Here is a 22129-nt window from a genome sequence, read left to right as displayed (position 1 = left end):
ATTTACGCGACACTGATGTTGTGAAAAATCCTGCGAACAGCGGAGCCGTGCCCCACGGCGCCGGTAGCGCGCGGGACGAGTCCACCCGGGACCGGGTAGCACGCTCGATCCTGACCAACGGCCCGTCCAGCGCTGCGGTGCTGGCGGAGCGGCTCGAGCTGACCCCGGCCGCGGTCCGGCGGCACCTCGACCACCTGCTTGACGAGGGCCTGGTCGAATCCCGCGAGGAGCGCATCTACGGCCCGCGCGGCCGCGGTCGCCCTGCGAAGGTTTTCGTGCTGACCGACACCGGCCGGCATGCCTTCCACCAGGCCTACGACGACCTGGCGGCGACCGCGATGCGGTTCATCGCCGAGGCCGGCGGTGAGGACGCCGTGGCGGAGTTCGCCCGGCGCCGCGTCGCCGAGGTGGAGCAGCGGTACCGGGAGGCGGTCGAGGCCGCACCCGACAGCAACAAGGCGGAGGTGCTCGCCCAGGCCCTGACCGGGGACGGCTATGCCGCGTCCACGGCGAAGGCCGCGCACGGAGAGCAGCTCTGCCAGCACCATTGCCCGGTCGCGCACGTGGCCGAGCAGTTCCCCCAGCTGTGCGAGGCCGAGACCGAGGTGTTCTCGAGACTCCTCGGCAAGCACGTGCAGCGACTGGCCACCATCGCCCACGGCGACGGTGTCTGTACGACGCATATCCCGGGCGCCCAGAAATCGGTACCGCCCGTGCCCCCTGTATCCGACGGCGAAGCTGCGAGGACCGCACGATGACGCAAACCGCTCACCCCGAACTGGAAGGCCTCGGCAACTACCAGTACGGCTGGGCCGACTCCGACGCCGCCGGCGCGGTCGCCCAGCGCGGCCTCAGCACCGACGTGGTGCGGGGGATCTCCGCCCTCAAGAACGAGCCGGAGTGGATGCTCGACCTGCGGCTGAAGGGCCTGAAGCTCTTCGACCGCAAGCCGATGCCGTCGTGGGGCGCCGACCTGTCCGGGATCGACTTCGACAACATCAAGTACTTCGTCCGCTCGACCGAGAAGCAGGCGTCGAGCTGGGAAGAGCTGCCCGAGGACATCAAGAACACCTACGACAAGCTCGGCATCCCGGAGGCGGAGAAGCAGCGCCTCGTCGCCGGCGTCGCCGCGCAGTACGAGTCGGAGGTGGTCTACCACCAGATCCGTGAGGACCTGGAGGCGCAGGGCGTCATCTTCCTCGACACCGACACCGGCCTGAAGGAGCACCCGGAGATCTTCAAGGAGTACTTCGGCTCCGTGATCCCGGTCGGCGACAACAAGTTCGCCTCGCTGAACACCGCGGTCTGGTCCGGCGGCTCGTTCATCTACGTGCCCAAGGGCGTGAAGGTGGACATCCCGCTGCAGGCCTACTTCCGGATCAACACCGAGAACATGGGCCAGTTCGAGCGGACCCTGATCATCGTCGACGAGGACGCCTACGTGCACTACGTCGAGGGCTGCACGGCGCCGATCTACAAGTCGGACTCGCTGCACTCCGCGGTGGTCGAGATCATCGTGAAGAAGGGCGCGCGCTGCCGCTACACGACGATCCAGAACTGGTCGAACAACGTCTACAACCTGGTCACCAAGCGCGCCACCTGCGAAGAGGGCGCGACGATGGAGTGGATCGACGGCAACATCGGCTCCAAGGTGACGATGAAGTACCCGGCCGTCTACCTGATGGGCGAGCACGCCAAGGGCGAGACCCTGTCGGTCGCGTTCGCGGGCGAGGGCCAGCACCAGGACGCCGGTTCGAAGATGGTGCACAACGCGCCGTACACGTCGAGCTCGATCGTGTCGAAGTCGGTGGCCCGCGGCGGCGGCCGGACGTCGTACCGCGGTCTGGTCGAGGTGGCGCCGGGTTCGCACCACAGCAAGTCCACGGTGCGCTGTGACGCGCTGCTGGTCGACACCATCAGCCGTTCGGACACCTACCCGTACGTCGACGTCCGCGAGGACGACGTGGCGATGGGGCACGAGGCGACCGTGTCCAAGGTCAGCGACGACCAGCTCTTCTACCTGATGAGCCGGGGCATGGCCGAGGACGAGGCGATGGCGATGATCGTCCGCGGCTTCATCGAGCCGATCGCCCGCGAGCTCCCGATGGAGTACGCGCTGGAACTGAACCGTTTGATCGAGCTGCAGATGGAAGGGGCCGTCGGCTGATGTCGTCGTCTGACACCCTTGTTGCTACCGGCAACAAGGCGCACTCCCACGGGCCGGGTTCGCCGGTCCCGCTCCAGGCCCGCAGCGAGCGGCCGACGTCGTACGACGTGGCCGACTTCGCGGTGCCGAACGGACGCGAGGAGGAGTGGCGCTTCACCCCGGTCAGGCAGCTGAAGGCCCTGTTCGAGGACGCCGCCGGCACCGAGACCCCGAAGGTCGACGCGTCCGGTCCGGAGGGCGTGGTCTTCGAGACCGTCGCCGCGGACTCGCTCAAGGTCGGCAAGCCCCAGGACCGCTCCGCGGCCGTCGCCTGGAACCACGCCGGCGACGCGTTCGCGGTCCGGATCCCGGTCGAGGCCGAGCTGACCGAGCCGGTGCACGTGAACGTCGCGAGCCTCGGCGCCCGCGGCTTCAGCCACCTGATCATCGAGTCCGGCCGGCACAGCAAGGCGATCGTGATCATCGATCACAGCGGATCCGGTGAGCTGGGCAGCAACGTCGAGATCGTCGTCGGCGACGGCTCCGACCTGCGGGTCGTCTCGATCCAGCAGGGCGACCACGAGTCGATCCACCTCGGCCAGCACGATGCCGTCGTCGGTCGCGACGCGAAGCTTCACCACGTCGCGGTGACGCTGGGCGGCAAGATCGTCCGGATCGGCACCAACGTCCGCTACGCCGGTCCCGGCGGCGACGCCGAACTGCTCGGGGTGTACTTCGCCGAGGGCGGTCAGCACCACGAGAACCGGCTCTTCGTCGACCACGAGGCGACCAACTGCAAGAGCAACGTGCTCTACAAGGGCGCGCTGGCCGGAGACCACGCCCGCTCGGTGTGGATCGGCGATGTGCTGATCCGGGCCGCGGCCGAGGGCACCGACACCTTCGAACTGAACCGCAACCTGGTCCTGACCGACGGCGCCCGCGCCGACTCGGTGCCGAACCTGGAGATCGAGACCGGTGAGATCGAGGGCGCCGGCCACGCGTCCGCGACCGGCCGGTTCGACGACGAGCAGCTGTTCTACCTGCAGGCCCGCGGCATCCCCGAGGACGCGGCCCGGCGGCTGGTGGTGTCCGGCTTCTTCAACGACATCATCGGCAAGATCGGCGTACCCGAGGTCACCGAGCACCTGCACGAGGTGATCGAAGAGAAGCTGGCGCGCGCCGCCGAGCTGAGCACGTCCGCCAAGGCGGTCATCGGCCAGTGAGCGACAGCTTCGAGCGCGCCTGCGCCGCCGCCGACGTACCCGACGAGGGAGTGATCCCGGTCGAGGTCGGCGGCGTGGAGGTCGCGGTCGTGAAGAGCGAGGGCCAGTACTTCGCGGTGCGGGACGAGTGCTCGCACGCGCAGATCCAGCTGTCCGAGGGTGACGTCGGCGAGTGCGAGATCGAGTGCTGGCTGCACGGGTCCCGCTTCGACCTGCGCACCGGCGAGCCGACCAGCCTGCCGGCGTACGACCCGGTGCCGATCTACCCCGTGCGCCTCGACGGCGACGACGTACTCGTCGACGTGAAGAACCCCCTGAACCAAGCAGCCCTGTAAACGACGGAGATAGAAGAAACCTCATGGCGACACTCGAGATCCGCGACCTGCACGTGTCGGTCGACACCGAGAACGGCCCGAAGCAGATCCTGCGCGGCGTCGACCTGACCATCGCCGGCGGTCAGACGCACGCGATCATGGGCCCGAACGGCTCCGGCAAGTCGACGCTGGCGTACTCGATCGCCGGGCACCCGAAGTACAACGTCACCAGCGGCACCGTGACGCTGGACGGCGAGGACGTGCTGGACATGTCCGTCGACGAGCGCGCCCGGGCCGGCCTGTTCCTGGCCATGCAGTACCCGGTCGAGGTGCCCGGTGTGTCGGTGGCGAACTTCCTCCGGACCGCGAAGACCGCGATCGACGGCGAGGCGCCGAAGCTGCGCACCTGGGTCAAGGACGTCAACAAGGCGCTCGCCGACCTGGACATGGACGCCGACTTCGGCACCCGTAACGTCAACGAGGGCTTCTCGGGCGGTGAGAAGAAGCGGCACGAGATCGTCCAGCTCGAGCTGCTGAACCCGAAGGTCGCGATCCTCGACGAGACCGACTCCGGCCTCGACATCGACGCGCTGCGGATCGTCTCCGAGGGCGTCAACCGGTTCGCCGGCCAGGGCGACAAGGGCGTCCTGCTGATCACCCACTACACGCGGATCCTGCGCTACATCAAGCCGGACTTCGTGCACGTGTTCGTCGACGGCCGCGTCGCCGAGGAGGGCGGCCCCGAGCTCGCCGAAGAGCTCGAGGCCAACGGCTACGAGCGCTTCCTCAAGGCAGGCGCGAAGTGACCGACGCCCGGACGTTCAGCAGTCCCCTGGACCTGCAGTCGGTCCGGGCGGACTTCCCCATCCTGTCGCGCGAGTTGGCCGGCGGGTTCCCGCTGGTCTACCTGGACTCGGCGAACTCGTCGCAGAAGCCGCGCCAGGTGGTGCAGGCGATCGAGGACCACTACCTCAAGCACAACGCGAACGTGGCCCGCGCCATGCACCAGCTCGGCGCCGAGGCCACCGCGGCGTACGAAGGCGGCCGGGACAAGGTCGCGGCCTTCATCGGCGCGCCGTCGCGGGACGAGATCGTCTTCACCAAGAACGCCTCCGAGGCGCTCAACCTCGCCGCGCACACCCTCGGAGCGTCGCTGAAGCCGGGCGATGTCGTGGTGGTGTCCGAGATGGAGCACCACAGCAACATCGTCCCGTGGCAGCTCGCCTGCGAGCGGACGGGTGCGACGCTGAAGTGGTTCGGCGTGACCGAGGACGGCCGGCTCGACCTGTCGAACATCGACGAGCTGCTCACCGAGCAGACCAAGGTCGTCGCGCTGACCTGGGTCTCGAACGCGCTCGGCACGATCAACCCGATCAGCGACATCGCCGCGAAGGCGCACGCCGTCGGCGCGACGGTTGTCGTCGACGCGTCGCAGGCCGTCCCGCAGTTCCCGGTCGACGTCTCGACGCTCGGCGCCGACCTGCTGGCCTTCACCGGCCACAAGGTGGTCGGCCCGACCGGTATCGGCGTGCTCTGGGGCCGGTACGACCTGCTCGCCTCGCTCCCGCCGTTCCTGGGCGGCGGCGAGATGATCGAGATCGTCCGGATGACCGGTTCGACGTACGCCGCTCCGCCGGCCCGGTTCGAGGCGGGTACGCCGCCGATCGCGCAGGCGGTCGGGCTCGGTGCGGCCGTCGACTACCTGTCCGGGATCGGCATGGACAAGATCGCGGCGCACGAGCACGCGATCGTCGAGTACGCGCTCGAGGGGCTGAAGACCGTTCCCGGTCTGAAGGTCCTCGGTCCGACGGACGCGGCCGACCACGGCGGCGCGATCAGCTTCGCGCTGGACGGCGTGCACCCGCACGACGTGTCGACCGTGCTGGACACCCGCGGCATCGCCGTACGGGCGGGACATCACTGCGCGCGTCCGGTGCACGAGCGGTTCGGAATGCAATCGTCGACCAGAGCGTCTTTCTATCTGTACACGACGCCGGAGGAGATCGAGGCGCTCGTGGACGGCCTGGAATTCGTGCGCAAGTACTTCAAGGTGGATTGATATGCAGCTCGACAACCTGTACCAGGAGATCATCCTGGATCACTACCGCAGCCCGCACCACTCGGGTCTCGCGGACCCGTACGACGTGGAGGTGCACCACGTGAACCCGTCCTGCGGGGACGAGGTCACGCTCCGGGTCGAGCTCGACGGCGACACCGTCAAGGGCGTCACGCACAGCAGCGTCGGCTGCTCGATCAGCCAGGCGGCGACGTCGGTGATGTCGGACCTGGTGATCGGCAAGCCGGTGTCCGAGGGCATGGCGACGTACGAGAAGTTCCTCGAGCTGATGCAGGGCCGGGGGAATGTCGAGCCGGACGAAGAGGTACTGGAGGACGGTGTGGCGTTCGCCGGCGTCGCGCAGTTCCCGGCCCGGGTGAAGTGCGCACTGCTGGGCTGGTCGGCGTGGCGCGATGCCACCGCCCAGGCCCTCGCAACCCAGGGCGCAGCCAACGAAGGAGTCAAGAATGCCTGACCAGACCGACGAGAAGATCGAACTGCCCGAGGTCGACCTCGACGCGGCCGCCGCGCCGGTCGGCACGACCCCGGCCAAGGTCGAGGACGTTACCGAGGCACTCAAGGATGTCGTCGACCCGGAGCTCGGCATCAACGTGGTCGACCTGGGCCTGATCTACGGCATCACCGTCGACGACGCCAGTACGGCGATCATCGACATGACGCTGACGTCCGCGGCCTGCCCGCTGACCGACGTGATCGAGGACCAGACCCGGATGGCGCTCGATGGTCTCGTGAACGACTTCCGGATCAACTGGGTCTGGATGCCGCCGTGGGGCCCGGAGAAGATCACCGACGACGGCCGCGACCAACTGCGGGCGCTCGGCTTCAACGTGTGATCCGCACGATCTCGGTGGCGCCGAGCCGACTGGACAGGTGGCTGGACGGCTTCGGTGAGCGCCATGGCGCGGTGCGGTACGACGTGACGCCGACCAGTGTCACGTTGTCCGCCGAGGACGGCTCCATCGCCGTCGTCACCGTGCCCTTCGAGCCCCTCGACGTGTTGACACGCGAGGGGCTCGTCGCACATGTGCTGGCCGAGCGGCGCCTCGGCGTACTGCTCGTCCGGCGTGGCGGGTACGGAGCCGGAGTGTTTGCCGGGGGCAAGCTTCTCGACTCCAAGGTCGGGTCCCGGCACGTGCAGGGGACGACGAAGGCGGGCGGCTGGTCGCAGCAGCGGTACGCGCGCCGGCGGGACAACCAGGCCCGCGAGGCGTTCGCGGCCGCGACGGAGGTCGCCGTACGGATCCTTGCGCCGGCGAGGCTCGACGTGCTGGTGTGCGGGGGCGACCGGCGGGCCGTCGACACCGTGCTCGAGGATCCCCGCTTGAAGGACTTGCCCGCGATCGTGCGGCCGCCGTTCCTCGGCGTACCGGATCCGAAGCAGAAGGTGCTCGAGCAGGCCGGCCTTGACGCGCTCGCGATCCGGATCGACGTGGATCAGCCGGACTAGTCGTTCACTCGATCGTCATTCCGGTCCCGGGGTTGGATGCGTGCATCCGGCGCGCAGGTGGGCCGTCGGTGTTGTGAGCGGTCGGCGTACGGCGCATGCGCGAGTCCGTCTCGACCAGGGCTGATGCGGGGATGCCGTTCTGTTGCAGGGCGTCGACGACCGCCCCGGTGAACCGGCCCGACGTCGACGCGTGGAGCTCACGGAGGTCGACGCGTCCCTCCGCGAGCAATGCGAGACGCGGGTGCAGGGTGGCGAACGCCTCCGCGAACTCGGCGTCGGTCCGGCTCGTCAGCGTGCCGTCCGGTCCGGCGACGTACACCTGACGCTTGCCGCTCGACTCGCGGATCGTCAGCCGCACGTTCACGCCGTCGCGGCGGGCCTGGCCAAGTGCGTCGACCAACGGCTGGTACGGGTGATGCTCGTCGGCGTTCACCCGCAGCGCGACGGTCCGGACCCGGGCGGGCTTGGTCTGCTGCTCTGGGTCCCAGCCGCTGAGCGCGGGCTCGCCTGCCTCCATCCTGGCGCGCATCGCGTCGTACTCGTGGCGGAACATCGTCAGGTACGCCTCGCCGGACGCGGCCCGGTGGACCGAATCGGCGCGCTCCACCTTCGGCCGATGGTTGCGGTCGATCCGGCGGCGCTCGAAGTCGAGGTGGTAGTCGACGCTGACCTTGACCGTGACGACCTGCCCGGATTCGTAGACGCCGGTCTCGTGACGCACGCCGACCGTGCCGGTGTCCTGCTCGCCGACGCGCCGGCCGGAGTTCAGACCGACCGTGATCGCGCCGCCGGGCAGCGTGCCGCCGATGGACCGCGAGCCGGGGAGTAGGCGGTTGCTGCGCGCGGTCAGCTGGCTGACGCGCAGCTCGCGGGAGTTCTCGCCGAGCTGGGTAGTCGAGTCCTCGTCGGGATCCGAGATCAGCTCCAGACCGGAAACCTCGGCGCGGATCCGGACGGCAACGACCCGCGCGGTCTGCCCGGGGATCGCCAGCGGGACGAGTTCGTGCCCCGAGGGGCCGGCCATCTCCTGGAACGCGACCGCCCGGTTCGCGGCGCCGAGCAACGACTCCAGCGTCGTCTGATGCATCCGGACGCCGGCGCTCCGCAACAAGTCAGGTCGGCCGAGACGTGCGACGGCCGCGTCGAACAGGGCGTTCTCGGGCGGCGCATCGGGCTGGTGGGGGAGGGTGCCGTCGACGAGGTAGTTGTCCGGCAGCCTGACGGCCCGGTGGTCGGCGACCTCCGGGCCGTCCTGTACGGGGGCCGAGTGGAGTACGGATGCCGGCACCGACAGGCTGATCCGCCCCGAGGCTTCCCGTCGAGTCACGGCCCTCGGTTGGCCGCCGGGCTCTGCCGAGTCCTCGACCTCGATGACGACCTCGTAGTCCCGCTCGATCCGAACCGTCGACAGCGACAGGCCGGTGCTGATGCGGGTGTTGAGCTCGCTGCTCGACGAGGTGGTCGACGTAGCGAGCTCCGCGCCGGCGCCGATGGTCGCGGCCGCTCCTTCGGTGGCCGACACGCCGACCTGACCGCTGTACGACGTACCTTCCGTCACGCTCCGGGTCCGATCCCGCAGGCTCCACAGCTGCTGCAGGCCGTACCCGTTGCCGCTCTGCCCTTCCGTCCCGCCCGCCTCGGTCGTCACCGGGCCGACGAACCGCACCTTCACCCGGACCCGGAGGCTGCGCGTGCCGGCACCGTCGCGGACCGGCAGCTCCCGGACGTATCCACGCGGGTCGAGCATCTCGTCCAGCTGATTGCGCCATCGCGTGCCGCTCAGATCACCGCGCAACGCATTGGTCAGTACGGCGTCGTCCAGCGCCTGTGGCGAATGCTCCGCGACCGCCGCGCACACTTCGCGGAACAGGTCGCTGTCGTTGCCGTCCTTGTCCTGCAGCGAGGATCGGTCGACCTGCGCGGCACCCAGCATCTGCTCGTAGTTACGCGGCATCGGCACCTCGACCCGCAACCGCGCCAGGACCTCCGCCTCCACGAGCGCAGCGTCCAGCCCGGTTCCGCTCGGCGTCGAGAGACCCGTTGCCTCGCGCAACTTCTTCGCCAGCCGCTCGTCCGTGTGAGTCGCCGCAAGCCCGTCGGCGCCGGCCTTCTCGATGCGGTACCGACGCAGCAACGCGGTCGTCGTACGGCGGGGGAGATCGAGGTTGTCGTCGAGCAACCGCTCGACGGCATCCGACACCTGGTGCAGCGGAAGGTCCAGCTCGTTCCGCCCGTAGGCCCGGAGCGCATCGCCCTCAGGAAGCGTGAGTACGACGGCACCGGTGTCCAGCGGGATCGCGCGAACCGCGGCGCTGCCGGACCGGAGCTGAGCTTCCAGAACCAGGTCGCCCCAGAACTGGTAGTGCTGCCCGTCCCGCATCAGCGTCCGCTCGACGCCGCTGGTGGACGTCTCCGAGCCGGACGAGGAAACGGTGGTCGACCGGTTCAGCCCGATCGATGCGCTGTGTCCATGCCCGTCGGCCGACACCGAGCCGGTGCCTGCACTCACGCCGGCCGTCGCGCCGGTGGAGACACCCGACGTACTGCCGGTGCTCGCCAGCGTCACGTTGAGCTCGGCGAGGATCGGATGCCCGCTGCCGACGTACCTGAGGTTCTCCACGCGGGTGGTGACGCTGAGCGCAGTACGGCGTGGGCTCAGGCCGCGGCGTCGGACTGCCTCCAGCGCGTCGGACGGCGCCGGGCTGACGGCCAGACCAGTGCGGTACTCCGTGGTGAGCAGCTCCGGCCGGGAGATGAGGTTGCGCGGCGCGAGGAAGGCACTGAGGTGGTGCAGCGCAGAGCTGTCGCCCCGCCCGAGCTCCGGGACGGCCTCGATCAGCCGCCCGATCGGATCACGCGCGTCGACGTGCTGGACCGTTGCGGTCTGCAACAGACCCGGATCGACCCGATCGCGTACGGCGGGTGTCGGCTGCTCAGGCCCGGCGCAGAACTCGCTGTCGAGACAGACCCGCGCGCTGCCCTCCGACGTCACGACCGGCACCGACGCGCCGTCATCGGTGATCTCGCTGATCGTGATCGTGTGCGGTACGTCGAACACCGCGACCTGCGCGCTCGACTCGGACACTGTCATCCGGTACGCGCCCCGACTCGACGACGAGGTGAGGGATCGGCCCATCGACGACCGGCCGACCGACGCGCGGGCCTGCGGCGTACTCCCTGACTGCCCAGCCGCCGGAGCGTTGCTGACCCCGAGGGACGCCGACCACGGCAGGCTCCGCGACTGGCTGCTGGTGCGACCCGACGTACTCACGCCGATGTCCACGTTGACGACCATGTCGTCGTCCGCGACACCGATCGGCGTCGCGCGGTCGAAGTGCTGCTCGATGGCGATGCGATAGGACCGGACGCGAGGCGGGTGGCCGGTGCGGTGCTCGGTGAGCTGGAAGGTCAGCCGGTCCTGCGCTGCGTGGTCGTACCCGGTCTCGAGGCGATGCCTGGCGAGCTGCTGGCAGGCACGCTCCCAGTTCTCCGTCCGGCTGAGCAGGACCGCCGGATCCTCACCGGCAAGGCCCTGGGGCAATGGGTGGCCGTCGGCCAGCGGTGGAACCATCGACTGTTGGGACAGGTGCGCGAGGAAGCCTTGCAGGGCTTCGTCGGCTCCGGTCAGCTCCCGGATCATTGCAGGCCCCGCGCCACGCAGCTGGCCTGGTCCGTTACCGAGCCACGCCGGCAGGTGGAGCGGGGTGTCAGTCGGGTGCGGATCCCCGCGAAGCAATAGCCGGCCGTCGGCGCCGCGGCGCAGGCGACCGTCTTCGCGAATGAGCGCCGCTGCGGGCACCGGCATGCCGTAGCGGAAGGCGTCTCGTTCCGCCATCCGCAGGTAGGCGTCGCCCTCGCCCTCGGTGGTGAACGACTCCGCGCGGTCGAGGCGGTGCACGGTGACCTTGTGCCGCAGCCGCAGCTTCACGCCGACGGTCGGCGCTACTCGTTGGGTGCTCCAACGACTGCCGAGATCGGCGGTGGACGCGGTGTCCTCCTGACCGGTGTTCCGGCCGGCGCGGACACCCGGTGCAACGTCGACGGTCGACGAGCCGACGTCTGATAGCGCGGTCGTCGCCGTGGCGCTGAGTGTGCGGGAGTTGCTGAAGCCCTGTGTGCCGGACGTGCCGGAGTTGCCGACCCGCCAGATCTCGAGCTTGTGGTCGGGGGAGCTGTCGCTGACCAGCTCCGCGGTCTCCAGTTCGGCGACGGTCTCCAGCTGCGCCCAGGCCACCGGCCGCCCGCCGTTCGTGATCAGTCGCCAGACACCGCCGGGCCGGGTCGTCTCGTCCAGCCGGGTCATCGCGTCCTCGGCGACCAGGCTGCGGATCCGGTCGTGGCCGACGCGGTCCAGCGATCCGAGGCGTTGACGCAGCTCCGCCACCGTCCGGTCGCACAGGTCATTGAGCCCATCCACGCGGGTCGCCATGTGCTCAGGCATCGTCGTACTGCGTTCCGCCGACAGGCCGAGCTTCTCGAGGTCGGTCTGGTCGGCCGGCGGCGGCACCGTGTAGGTGTGGATGTACCCGAGGTCGAGCGTGGCGGTGTCGTGCTCCGCACCGGAGTCGACGACATGAACGGCGGACCAGTCGCCGGCCGCCGACTCGCGGATCCGCCAGCTCCAGCGCGGCTGCGTCGACCGGTACCGGAGGATCTCGCCGCGGAGCGCCTCGACCGCACCGCTCTGCGCGTACTCCGTGGCTCCGCCGCTGACTGTGAGGCCGCGCCCGGTCGCTGACTCCACGCCGGGCGAGACGACCTTCGCGACCGCCTTGAGCTTGCTGGTGTCCGGCAGCGCCTCGGTCATGACACGCAGATCGGCGCCGAGCGTCGCACCGGAGGTCTGGATCGCCGAGGTGGCGACGTTGTACCCGCCCTGGACCACCTGGCCGACCTGGGCCTCGTCGATGGTCAGCGGACTGTCCAGGACCTCCTGCAGCTCGCCGGGATCGAGCTTCAGGTGGAACTGGATGAGCCCGTCGACATCGGCGCGTGGCTCGTTCCCGATCGTCAGCACGAAGGCGTCCGGCGAGAGGATCCGGCGACTCTCCGCCCGCAGCGCCCGATGCAGAACGTCCGGGGTGAAGCTGTACGGCGACTTGCGGTCTGCCAGAGCCTGGTTGAGCTCCCGGCACAGCCTGGTCAGATGCGGCAGCCGGCCGGACGGAAGCCCGTTGTGCAGCACGCCCTCCGCCGGGAGCGTTGCCGCCGTCGCCTTCTGATAGGCCTCCACCTGCGAGGCGGCCGCCTGCATAGCGGTCGGCAGGTCGTCCGACTCCAGCAGGTTTCGGTAGGCGTCGGCAGCTGCACGCGCCTGGTCTGCGGCGGTGGTGCAGTACTGCGCGATCTGGGCGTGCCGCTCGGCGACGCGCAGCCGGCGTACGCCCTGGGCGCGGATCCGGCGGGCGCGCTCGTGGGCTGACGCATCCTGACTCGCAGCTTGCCGGTCGGCCGCCGCGAACAGCTCGGTGGCCTGGTCACCGGCGGTCGCCGCGCTGCGGGTGCGTACGTCGGCACGGCGAGCTTGATCCGCGGCTGCGGACTCGAGGTCGGCGATCTGCCGACGTACGTGTGCACGGAAGCTGTCGTCCGGTCCGTGCGGGATGTCCGGGACGACCACCTGCACCCCGGCCGACGGAAGGCGCGGCGCCGGATGTCCGTCACGCCGGATCGCCTGCGACAGGGTCTCCAAGTCTCGTTCGATGTCCTCGAGCGGACGGCTCCCCGGCCGCTCCCGCCACTCGCGGCTGAGCTGCCGAAACTCCTCGTACTGCGCTTCGGCCCGGCGATCACGCGCCTCGCGATACCCGTCGGCCGCGGTGCGGCTCTCCTGCACGAGCCGGCGAAAGAATCCGCGCGACGGGGTGCCTGGACTGCTGACAGCCGGGACAGTCGGCGTTGGTGTTCGCAGGAGGCGTTCGGCGTCGTGGGTCAGGGCCTGCGACTCGGCGATCAGGTCGGCCGCCAGAGGGCGGCCGGGGGAGTGACGGCGGCCGCGGACGTTGGTCAGGCGGCGCAGGTCGGCGTCGGTAGCAAGCTGGTTGCCGTCGAGGACGTCCTGGAGCAGCGCCTGCGTCTCCGCCCGCTGGGACTCGGGCAGACCCGGCAGATCGAGCAGTGCGTCCAGCGCCCGCGTGGCGCCGTCCGCGCGGGACCCGCCCCGAACGCGGTCGAGCTCGGCGCCGACGAGCGCCACCGCCTCGGCGACGAGCCGGTCGTCGGTGATGTCGCCCGCGCGGCGGGCCAGCCTGCGATCGAGCCGCCGCAGCATCTTCCGCGCGAACCGCTCCCGCGAGTGCCTTAGCCGGAAGGTGCCGTCACGAAGGGCGATCGCCTCCGGAGCCGCGATACCGAACGCCACCCCGAGCGCCTGACGCGCACGACCCTGTGGGTCGTCCACGGTGATCGCGGCAGACGTCAACCCAGCACTCCCCGTTCAACGTGCCGGTACTTTCACCGGCTGTGAGCGGGGACATTAGCCATCTTATGTTCAGGTTTTCGACATGTTTCTCACCAGTACAGTAACTTTCTGCCGGTGGCCTTCGTCACGTCAGGATCGCTTGTACAGCGCGCGGAAATCCTCCAGCGTGCCGCGGTAGTACTCGAGGTCGTCGACCAGCTTCGCGCGGCTGACCAGATGCGGGTGCCGGGCCTTCGCCGCAGCGCCGTACTCCGACCAGATGTCAGCGTCCGGGACCTCGTCCGCATCCTCGGGCAGGAACTTGATCGCCTCGCTGACCGCGTCGGCCGCGAACTCCCAGTTCAGCTCGACGATGGTGCGGTCCTGATCCGGCGCGCCGGTGTAGGCCATGTCGGCGTCCAGTGCCCGGCGGGCGAACGACGCGGAGACAATCGCCCACTGCGCCGCGTCGATCAGCTGCGACTTGCCCAGGCCGAACCGCGCGCCGACCGCGGTGGCCGCACGCTCGGAGGCGTACGGGATGGTGATCTCGCCGGCCTGCGACGCGAAGACCCACGCATCCGGTCCTTCGGTCACGTTGACTCCCGGCTCGGGCCGGGCCGGCACGAGCGCAGGCGCCTCCGGGTCGGCCGCGGTCACCAGGCTCACGTAGATCTGGGCCTCGGTCAGGGTCCTAGCGGTCAGCATGGGTTATCTCGCTCCTAGCTCTCGGCCAAGCTGGTCGTACGTGTCACGCGCTATCAGCAACCGCTCGAGCCGGAACCGTCCCGGCTCCGCATCCAGGACTGTACGACCTTCCCGCGTCCAGAACCCGTCCTGCGGTACGGCGTCCGCGCCGGGCGGCACGAACTTGATCACCTCGTCCACGGCTGCCCGCGCGACGGCCAGCACCTTACCGGCCTCGGCGGGGTCCGCGGGGACTTCCGAGGCGGCGGTGTCGGCGACGTCCAGCCACTGGCCCGCATCCAGCACCTCCGACGGCTCCGGACCGCCGAACGTGGGCCAGCCACGCACCGGCGTCTCCCGAACCGGTAGGCCGAACAGGTACTCGCGTTGCGCGTTACAGCCGGGACAGCTCGCGGCATAGCTGGACGTCAGCTCACCGTCGACCTCGATCAGCGCCTGCTCCCAGGGAGCATCGATCGACCCGCAGTCCGGGCAGGGGTGCAGCTCCAGGTACAGCTGCGCCTCGTCCCTGGTCCGCGCCACCGCGAATGCCATACCGCCCCTCTCGCTGTCCGGAAATCATCGCCTTCAAGGTCCGCTCATCGTCTGGCCGTGGCCGGTCGGTGCAATGGTTCGGCCACTCGACGGATGGTGCGCGGCCGGCGCGGCCGCCGGCGTCATCGTGCGCGCGGCGGTGGTGTAGTCGAGCGCTTTGAGCACATCCCGCGGTACGCCGGACTTCTCCAGCTCGGCCGCGACCTTGCCGCTGAAGCTGCCGTCCGGCGACGACGTGTTGTAGAGCTCGCGCAGGTCGACCCGGCCCTCGGCCATCCGCGCCAGCTGACGATTCAGCGTCGCGAACGCGGAGGCGAAACCGCCGTCGTTCACCCCGAGCAGGGTCGCAGGCCTGTTCCGGGTGGGATCGCCCGGCAGGGCCTGGTACTTCCGCTGTGTGCCGTCGGCCTCCTTGACCAGCAGCACGACCGGCTTCTGCGTCGCCTGCGCCTGGTCGATCGCCGCGAGCAGCGGCCGGTACGGCTGGTAGAGCGCCGCGTCCTTTCCCTCGCCGTACTCGGTCATGACGATGTCGGGACGTCCCAGCTTCTCCTGCACGGCCTGCAGCCGGGAATCCGCGAGGACGGAGTCCAGCGCCGCGCCCTGCTCCAGTTGCCGGAGGCCCTCGAGGTACCGGTGGGCGAGCATCCGCACGTACATCTGGCCGTTCGCGAGGTTCGGCACGTGGGCGGTCTTCTTCGTGACCTGCTCGCCGCGGCCGTCGTCGGTGCTGGTGCGGATCGTGGCGTCGTACACGACCGGGATCCGGACCGTGACCATCTGGCCCTCGAGGAAGCGGCTGAGCTCGAGCCGGCTGCCGTTCGCGTCCCCGGTCTGCTCCTTGACCTGCTCACCCATCGAGCCGCTGACCGACGCGATCCCGCCGTCCAGCCCGCCGGTCGCGGTCAACGGCGTACGACGGTTGCGCGCGCTGCCGGAGCGGGCCACCCGCTGACTACGCCAGACGTGGCCCTCCTGACCCGGTGACGGGTCGCCGTCCAGCTCCCAGCCGACCGGGACGGAGTTGACCGTGACATTGATCATCGTCTTCCCGTTGCCCGGCCTGGCCATCGGCACCAGGTCGATGCCGCCGTCGAGCAGCCGCCCGATCTTCGCCTTGAGCGCGCTCGGCTTCAGCGTCGCCCGGATCAGGTGCCGGAAGTCGGCCAGACCACGCCGGCCGAGGTACTGCGGTTGCCGCAGTACGGCGCTGAGGTTGTCGAACAGCTGGTCCTGCTTCTTCTCACCCCGCCCGAACGGCACGGACCGAAGGGGCATCGCGCCCTCCGGGAGCCGGACCGTGCGGTGGTCGGGTCGCTCCTCGGCCAGCTCCGCGGTCTGCGGCGTCGGGCCGTCCTTCAGCTCGCCTTCCGGCATCATCGTGTACAGCGTCGCGGTCAGCTCGCGCGGCGCGGACCGGGTGACGTTGGCGTCCGGGTCGAGTCGGCGCAACTTCGCACTGGTGCTGGACATGGCCGCCGCACCGGCGTTGTGCAGCCGGACCACCTGGGTGGTGAAGACCACCTTCCGCTCGGCCAGGTTGCGGACGAAGTTGCCGTGCCGGCGCAGGACGGTGTTCTGGTGACCGTCGCCGAGGGTGTCGGTCGTGGTCAGGTCCGTCGCGACACCGGCCGTGGGGTTGACGCCGCCCGCCCCCGGAACGCCGCCGTCGGCGCCGACCGAGATCGACTTGGTCCGGCTCACGGACCGGTCGCGCTGCTCGTAGTCGTACCCCTGCTCGGCACCGCCGGCCTGTTCCGGTGCGAGCTTCGGCCGGCCGTGCTCGTCGGTGAGGATGTTGCCGTCCTTGTCGGTCAGCACCGTACGGACGATCACATCGCCCTCGAAGCGTGCCTGCACCACGCCGATCATCACGTCGGGATGCTTCCGGCCGTCGAGCGGGGCCTCGAGCGGGATCTCGATTCCGGCCGGGCCGAGCATGTCGTCCAGCTGGCCACCGAGGTTCTCAGGTTTGAAGCCGATCTCCACCCCGGCTTGCAGCACCGGGCTGGCGTTCCGCAGGCCGGGGGCGATCTCGTCGATCTGGGCCTCGATCTGCGGAGCGAGGTCGGCAGGCTGGGTCAACTGTCCCGAGACCACCACCAGCTTCTCGACCTCGGCCGCGCCCAGGCTGTCCTTGTACGGCCCGGTGGCGTGCATGGTGCGGCCGGTCCTGGCCAGCTCGTCGGACTGGTCCATGCTCGCGGTGAGCCTCTCGTCCTCGGTCTGGTACTGGTCGGCCGCGGTGAGGCCTTCCGCGCGGAGTTTCGCGGCGAACCGCTCTGTCGTGTGCGTTGCGGCCAGACCAGTGGTGACGCCCTGCTTCTCCAGCGTGTAGCGCCGGACGAAGCCGCCGCGGACGCGCGGACTGAGCGGGAGCTTGTCGTTCAGGTACCGCTCGGCCGCATCGCTGACCGCGCTGAGCGGCAGGTCGAGCTTGCCGGACGCGTAGAGCTCCATTGCCCTTCGCTCGGCCATCAGCTTCTGCACGGTCGCATCGGGCAGCGGCACAGTCTTGACGACCTGCCCGTTGTGCACGATGTCCGCGAACATCCGGTACTGCTCGAGGAACTGGTGGTGCGTGCCGGCATTGATCAGCAGACGCTCTTCGCCCGATGTCTCGCTGACCGTCGTCGATTGCGCCGTACCGCCGGTCCGTCCGAGCGACAGGCCTCCGGAGTACGCCGAACCGTCTGCGGCGACCGGACCGCCGCTGGCCCTGCCGCTGACGCCGCCGGAGGTGGACGTCCCCGACGTGTACCCGACATCGCTCATCGTGAAGTTGATGTCGACGCTGTTCTGCTGGGTCATCGCGACATGGGTGAGGCTGACCGCCTCGCCGCGGATGTGCACCTGGTACTGCTGCGGCAGGATCGTGCCGTCCCGGAGTGCGTGGAGCGGGTTGCCCGGCGCCTGCACCACCATGAACGTCGGCTTGTACGTCCCGTTCATCCAGTCGCGGTTCGCGACCAGGCTGGTCGGGGCCAGCGCCGCGTGCAGCGCCGGCAGTGCGGTCGAGTCGGCACGGATCGCCGGGATCGCGTCCACCAGCGCATCGGCGGCGTTGCCCGCGTCGACGGCGACGGGCATTGCCTGCTCGACGGCCTCCGCGGTCGGCGCCTGAGCCTGCGCGAGCATCGGCGTACCAGCTCGGGCCAGCGGGCTGTCGTATGCGATCTCCATGCTGCCGAGGACATCGGCCAGCGGGGTGGCATCGCCCTTGTCGGTGATCTCCGCGAACTTGATCCGGATTTTCTGCTTGACCCGGTCCAGTGGTTCGGTGCTCTCGCTCAGCGTGACCCGGTTGATCCGGAGTCCCGCCGTCCAGCTCATGTTCCGCATGAACGCGGACCGGCTGGCCTTCACCCCGAGCTTGGCCGCCCAGCCGCGGACGCCCTTCGCCGGTGCGATCCCGGCTTCGATCCCGGCGGAGACCGGGACCGAGCTGCTCCGCCCGATCGTCCGGCTGGAGGCCACCGAGCTGATGCCGAGCGGCACCTGGTTCTCGTTCGTGCTCGTGCCGCGGCCCTCGGAGACGAAGGCCCCGGTGTTCTTGTCGTACTCCTGGTCGACGGTCAACCGGTACGGGCGCCAGCGCGGCGTGCCGGCGAAGCCCTCGTCCTCGAGTACGACGATCAGGCCGCCCTGGCAGGCCTCGTTCATCCCCGCTCCGAGCCGAGCCGCACTGATCGCCTGTACGACGCGCTCGTGGTTGGCCAGCTGTGCCCTGGTCGCGGGACGGTCGCCGCGCGGCCGGTCGTACTCGTCGAGCTCCGGCACCAGGCCCTGCGCCCTGAGCCCGACCAGCGCGTCGTGACAGGCGGCGTCGGCGCCGACGATGTTCTGGACGAGGCCCTGGCCGACACCACGGATCTGGCCCGGGCCGCGGCCCATCCACGGCGGCGCGGTCTGCGGACCGGTCGGCGGCTCCGGGTCGGTGCGCAGCAACGCCCGGCCGTCCTGGTCCATCCGGATCGCGTCGTGCTCGTCCCGTTGTACCGCCTTCGCATCCGCGCGCCCACCGGCCCGGAGCAGGTCGCCCTCGGCGACGCGCATGTGCGCCGTACATGCGCCGTTGGAGACGATCGGCGGTTTCCGGTCGCCGACCCGGCGCAGTGTCGCCGTCGCCTGCAGCGGGACCTTGACGCCCTGCGTCCCCATGAACCGGTGGACGACTGGCGAGATTGTGGTGTTGCTGATGTTCTGGCCGCCCTGGCGGGACACGTTGCGCCCGGCCGAGACGCTCGGCGAGAGGTTCACGCCGGAGCCGCCGACATCGTTCAGCGCCGTCGCCGCGCCCAGCGGGTGGGCCGCGTCCCGTACGCCGGGGAACGACAGCGATCCGGTGCCGGTGAGCGACGCGCCGTACGTCTGGCTCGCGTTGCCGCCGAGGAAGCCGACCGGAACGTCTTCCATGCCCATCTCGAAGCTGAACTCGCCGACGAGCTCGGCCTTGCTCCAGTCCGGGGTGAGTTCCCAGGTGAGCTCGTACTCGTTGTTGTCGGCCGCACGGAAGCTCCGCGTGACACCGCCCGGCCGGCTCATGTCGTGGATCAGCCGGGGGGTGTCGGTCACGATCAGGCCGGAGATATGGCTGGCGGTGACCTCGTCCAGGTCGCCGTACCGCTCCTGTGCCTTGCGTAGGACGTCGGTGGCGACGCCGCGCAGACCGTCGACGTTGTCCATCGTGTAGCGCGGGAACTCGCCGGTGACGTCCTGGGCGCGGCCGAGGCCCGCGAGCGTGACCGTCTTGGCCGCGGACTTCACGGTGTACGGACTGGCCACCCAGGTCTGCTGGGTGCCGGCGTCGATGCTCCGGACCGGGGACCACGGCTCGGTGGGGGAGTTGCGAACCTCCACCTCGAGGACGCCGTCCCACTCCACCAGCAACGACTCGCCCCGGTGGACGGAAACCCTGCCGCGCATGTGATAGCCGGACTCGCCGGCGTTGTCGGCGAGGGTGTGGCCGTGGGTGACCTCGAGCTTCGGCGTGGTCAGCTGAGCGGCCGCGTGCAGCGGCGTACCCGGTGCGGCCAGCGCGATGATCGGCTGCAGGTTCAACCCGACGGTGGTGCTGCCGGAGTGCGTGTTCGTCGTGCCGGCGCTGATACCGCCCTCGCCGAGCGTGCCGGACATCTGCTCGGCCATCTCGAAGTCGCGGCGGGTGATCTCCCGGATGTTGCGGGCGCGCATCCGGACCCGGACCTCGGGCATCTCCGAGATGCTGCCGTCGCCGTCACCGGGGACCGGGAACACCATGCCGTCCTGCGAGAGCAGGAGGCGGTACTCCGCACTCTCCAACGGCAGCGGGCCGGTCCGAGGCAGCTGACGGGAGGCGCCGTTCGCGGCCAGTTCCTCGTTGATCACGTCGACGGGCAGTTCGACCGGAGCACCCTCGGGCGTGCCGGTCATCAGCACATCCGCGACCGGCATCGCGGCGTTGCAGCTCTGCTCGTACTTGGTGACCTGACTGCGTGCAGCGTCGGCCAGCGCCTTGAGCTGGCCTTGTGAGCCGCCCGAGTCGATCCCGTCGAGGAGCGTCCGGTACGCCGTCAGCGCGTGCTGCGCTTCGGCGGCCGCATCGCCGTACGCGGCGCTGATCTCCTTGTGCCGGGTGGACCTGTTCTCAGCGGCCGTGGCGTTGACCCGGAGCATCCGGGCGCGTTCGGCGGCGCCGACGTCGAGGCCTTGCTCCTCCTCATCGGCCTTGCGCTTGGTCTCTTCGGCCGACTCTGCAGCGGTCTGCGCAGTGTCGGCCTTTGTGGCCGACTGCGACTGGAGCTCGGTGACCGACGCCTCAAGCGACTGGATCTGAGTGACGACCTCCTCGCGGAGGTGCGCGACCGAGTGCGGAGCGGGCCGCTCGCTGGCGCGTGCAGCGGCGACGCCGAACGCGGTCGCGTCAGGTCCTGCGATCGCCTCGGCGGACCAGGGGAGGACCGGCTCGGCGCCGCCATGGCGCCGGATCGTTCTGGCCAGGCCGTTGAGGTCGCGCTCCAGATCCGACAGGCTGCGCGGCCCGCTCGGAGCACCGTTGGCCAGCGTCTCGGCGCGAGCCTGCTGCCAGTCCCGGACCATGACCTGGTACGCCGCGTGGTCGGCGTTGAGTCGGCGGTCGCTCCGCTCATGGCCGAAGACCGACTTCAGCCGGCGAAGCACGCCGCGCGGCCGGTCCGCCCGTGCGGCCGCGATCTCCTGCGTCATCAGGGAAAGCTGGTGGGTCCACACGTGGCGCAATTGCTCGTCCGCGAGCCGCGGCGAGATCTGCAGGATGTGCGGGTCGTCCGCCGTACCGGACCGGATGATGCCCTGCGCCATCGCGCCGAGCGTGGTCTTCCCGATCTCGACCCGGACATGCTGCGGTACGTCGGTGGCCGTCGTCCGCAGGATCGCCAGCTGCCTCTGGAGGTCCACTGTCGGCTGGTCGGTCACCGACGCAGCCAGATCCACCTGGTTCATCGCGGCAAGCGCCGTCAGCGCACCGGATCCGGTCAGATCGGTCTGGCCACTCGGTCGTCCGCCGGCACCGGTCACCAGGCCCGTGCCGTGAACTTGCGAGGTCCAGACCCGCCGACCTTCGGCACGTCTGTGGTTGTTGCCGACCGGAGCGCGATGTCGCCGGCCGGCCGGCCGGTTCGGTGGCCCGTTCACCGGCCCGTTCACGCCGAGAACGAGGGCATCGCGGCTGATCGTCGCCGACGCCGACACGATCGTCGAGAGCGCGACGGGGCGTGCCGATCCGGGCAGGCGGTCCAGCCTGGCTGCGGCCTCCGGGTCGTCCGGAGCGGCACTGGTCAGCGCGTACCTGAGCAGCGCCTCAGCCTCAGTACGGCGGGACTGGTCCAGTCCCGGGCCGCGCAAGTACTGGTCGAGCGCTCCGACCGCGCCGCGGGCCGGCACCTGACCGCGGGCCCGGGCCACCTCGGCCCCGAGCACGCAGACGGCCTCGGCCAGCAGACGGTCGTCGGCGGCACGGTCCGCGGCCCGGCGAGCAAGTTGCGCCTCCAGGGCCCGCATGACGTACGCCGGGACCATGTCGTCGCGACCGGTCAGCCAGACCCTGCCGTTACGCAGCGGAACGGCGGACGGGTGAAGGATCCCGAGCGCGGTTCCCACTGCCCACCGGGCGCGAGTCGTCGGATCGGCGGCGGACGAAATGGGTGTGGTCAGCCGACTCACCCCCTCCCGTTGGGTGTCCAAGTGCTCACCAGTTGTCACTAGGACGTCCTAGTTCCGGAATCTAGCAAACAATCGGTTACTCGCCAGCAACTCGAATCACC

The 22129-nt window shown here is 70.0% G+C and carries 13 protein-coding genes; 9 read left to right on the top strand and 4 right to left on the bottom strand.

Features of this window, described 5'->3' with window-relative positions; all coding sequences use genetic code 11:
• The first annotated feature begins 20 nt into the window (after positions 1-20).
• From EV645_RS00700 to EV645_RS00660, 9 genes are read left to right on the top strand one after another with little or no spacing between them, the layout of a single operon-like run.
• Entirely contained in the window at positions 21-758 is a 738-nt protein-coding gene (locus EV645_RS00700) for a helix-turn-helix transcriptional regulator (RefSeq protein WP_242000120.1), read from the top strand.
• On the top strand, positions 755-2167 hold the full coding sequence (gene sufB, locus EV645_RS00695) for a Fe-S cluster assembly protein SufB (RefSeq protein ID WP_130438616.1): 1413 nt from the start codon (positions 755-757) through the stop codon (positions 2165-2167). Before EV645_RS00700 ends, sufB begins: the two co-directional genes overlap by 4 nt.
• Positions 2167-3369, top strand: coding sequence for a Fe-S cluster assembly protein SufD (sufD, locus tag EV645_RS00690; RefSeq protein ID WP_130438614.1), 1203 nt, complete (start codon positions 2167-2169; stop codon positions 3367-3369). The genes sufB and sufD overlap by 1 nt, the downstream gene beginning before the upstream one ends.
• Positions 3366-3704, top strand: a complete 339-nt coding sequence (locus EV645_RS00685) for a non-heme iron oxygenase ferredoxin subunit (protein ID WP_130438612.1) — start codon at positions 3366-3368, stop codon at positions 3702-3704. The genes sufD and EV645_RS00685 overlap by 4 nt, the downstream gene beginning before the upstream one ends.
• Before the next feature lie 23 nt (positions 3705-3727).
• Positions 3728-4489: a Fe-S cluster assembly ATPase SufC gene (gene sufC, locus EV645_RS00680; protein ID WP_130438610.1), complete on the top strand. Its 762-nt coding sequence runs from the start codon at positions 3728-3730 to the stop codon at positions 4487-4489.
• Complete coding sequence (locus tag EV645_RS00675) at positions 4486-5742, top strand: cysteine desulfurase (protein WP_130438608.1); 1257 nt, start codon at positions 4486-4488, stop codon at positions 5740-5742. Before sufC ends, EV645_RS00675 begins: the two co-directional genes overlap by 4 nt.
• 1 nt (position 5743) lies before the next feature.
• A complete protein-coding gene (gene sufU, locus EV645_RS00670; RefSeq protein WP_130438606.1) occupies positions 5744-6214 on the top strand; it encodes a Fe-S cluster assembly sulfur transfer protein SufU in 471 nt (156 codons plus the stop codon).
• The gene (locus tag EV645_RS00665; protein ID WP_130438604.1) at positions 6207-6593 is read left to right on the top strand and encodes a metal-sulfur cluster assembly factor; all 387 of its coding nucleotides are present in this window, start codon (positions 6207-6209) and stop codon (positions 6591-6593) included. The genes sufU and EV645_RS00665 overlap by 8 nt, the downstream gene beginning before the upstream one ends.
• A complete protein-coding gene (locus EV645_RS00660; protein ID WP_242000119.1) occupies positions 6590-7207 on the top strand; it encodes an acVLRF1 family peptidyl-tRNA hydrolase in 618 nt (205 codons plus the stop codon). The genes EV645_RS00665 and EV645_RS00660 overlap by 4 nt, the downstream gene beginning before the upstream one ends.
• Before the next feature lie 4 nt (positions 7208-7211).
• On the opposite strand, the gene EV645_RS00655 is transcribed toward EV645_RS00660, so the two are convergent.
• From EV645_RS00655 to EV645_RS00635, 4 genes are all read right to left on the bottom strand, one after another.
• Positions 7212-13628, bottom strand: a complete 6417-nt coding sequence (locus tag EV645_RS00655; RefSeq protein WP_157996978.1) for a hypothetical protein — start codon at positions 13626-13628, stop codon at positions 7212-7214.
• A 129-nt stretch (positions 13629-13757) separates the two neighbouring features.
• On the bottom strand, positions 13758-14315 hold the full coding sequence (locus tag EV645_RS00645) for a hypothetical protein (RefSeq protein WP_130438597.1): 558 nt from the start codon (positions 14313-14315) through the stop codon (positions 13758-13760).
• Positions 14316-14318: 3 nt separating this feature from the next.
• The gene (locus EV645_RS00640; RefSeq protein ID WP_130438595.1) at positions 14319-14849 is read right to left on the bottom strand and encodes a hypothetical protein; all 531 of its coding nucleotides are present in this window, start codon (positions 14847-14849) and stop codon (positions 14319-14321) included.
• A gap of 33 nt (positions 14850-14882) precedes the next feature.
• Positions 14883-21965, bottom strand: coding sequence for a hypothetical protein (locus tag EV645_RS00635; RefSeq protein WP_130438593.1), 7083 nt, complete (start codon positions 21963-21965; stop codon positions 14883-14885).
• Between the last annotated feature and the right edge of the window lie 164 nt (positions 21966-22129).

Origin of the sequence: Kribbella rubisoli, from assembly GCF_004217145.1 — a bacterium.
GTDB lineage: Bacteria > Actinomycetota > Actinomycetes > Propionibacteriales > Kribbellaceae > Kribbella > Kribbella rubisoli.
Note: the sequence above shows the minus strand (reverse complement) of the source record. Positions and strands in the feature narration are given on the sequence as shown.

Bases quoted from the DNA above. Each gene is read 5' to 3' on its own strand.
- sufB (WP_130438616.1), top strand. From the start codon at position 755: ATGACGCAAACCGCTCACCCCGAACTGGAAGGCCTCGGCAACTACCAG.
- sufD (WP_130438614.1), top strand. From the start codon at position 2,167: ATGTCGTCGTCTGACACCCTTGTTGCTACCGGCAACAAGGCGCACTCC.
- sufC (WP_130438610.1), top strand. From the start codon at position 3,728: ATGGCGACACTCGAGATCCGCGACCTGCACGTGTCGGTCGACACCGAG.
- sufU (WP_130438606.1), top strand. From the start codon at position 5,744: ATGCAGCTCGACAACCTGTACCAGGAGATCATCCTGGATCACTACCGC.
- EV645_RS00665 (WP_130438604.1), top strand. From the start codon at position 6,207: ATGCCTGACCAGACCGACGAGAAGATCGAACTGCCCGAGGTCGACCTC.
- EV645_RS00645 (WP_130438597.1), bottom strand. From the start codon at position 14,315: ATGCTGACCGCTAGGACCCTGACCGAGGCCCAGATCTACGTGAGCCTG.
- EV645_RS00640 (WP_130438595.1), bottom strand. From the start codon at position 14,849: ATGGCATTCGCGGTGGCGCGGACCAGGGACGAGGCGCAGCTGTACCTG.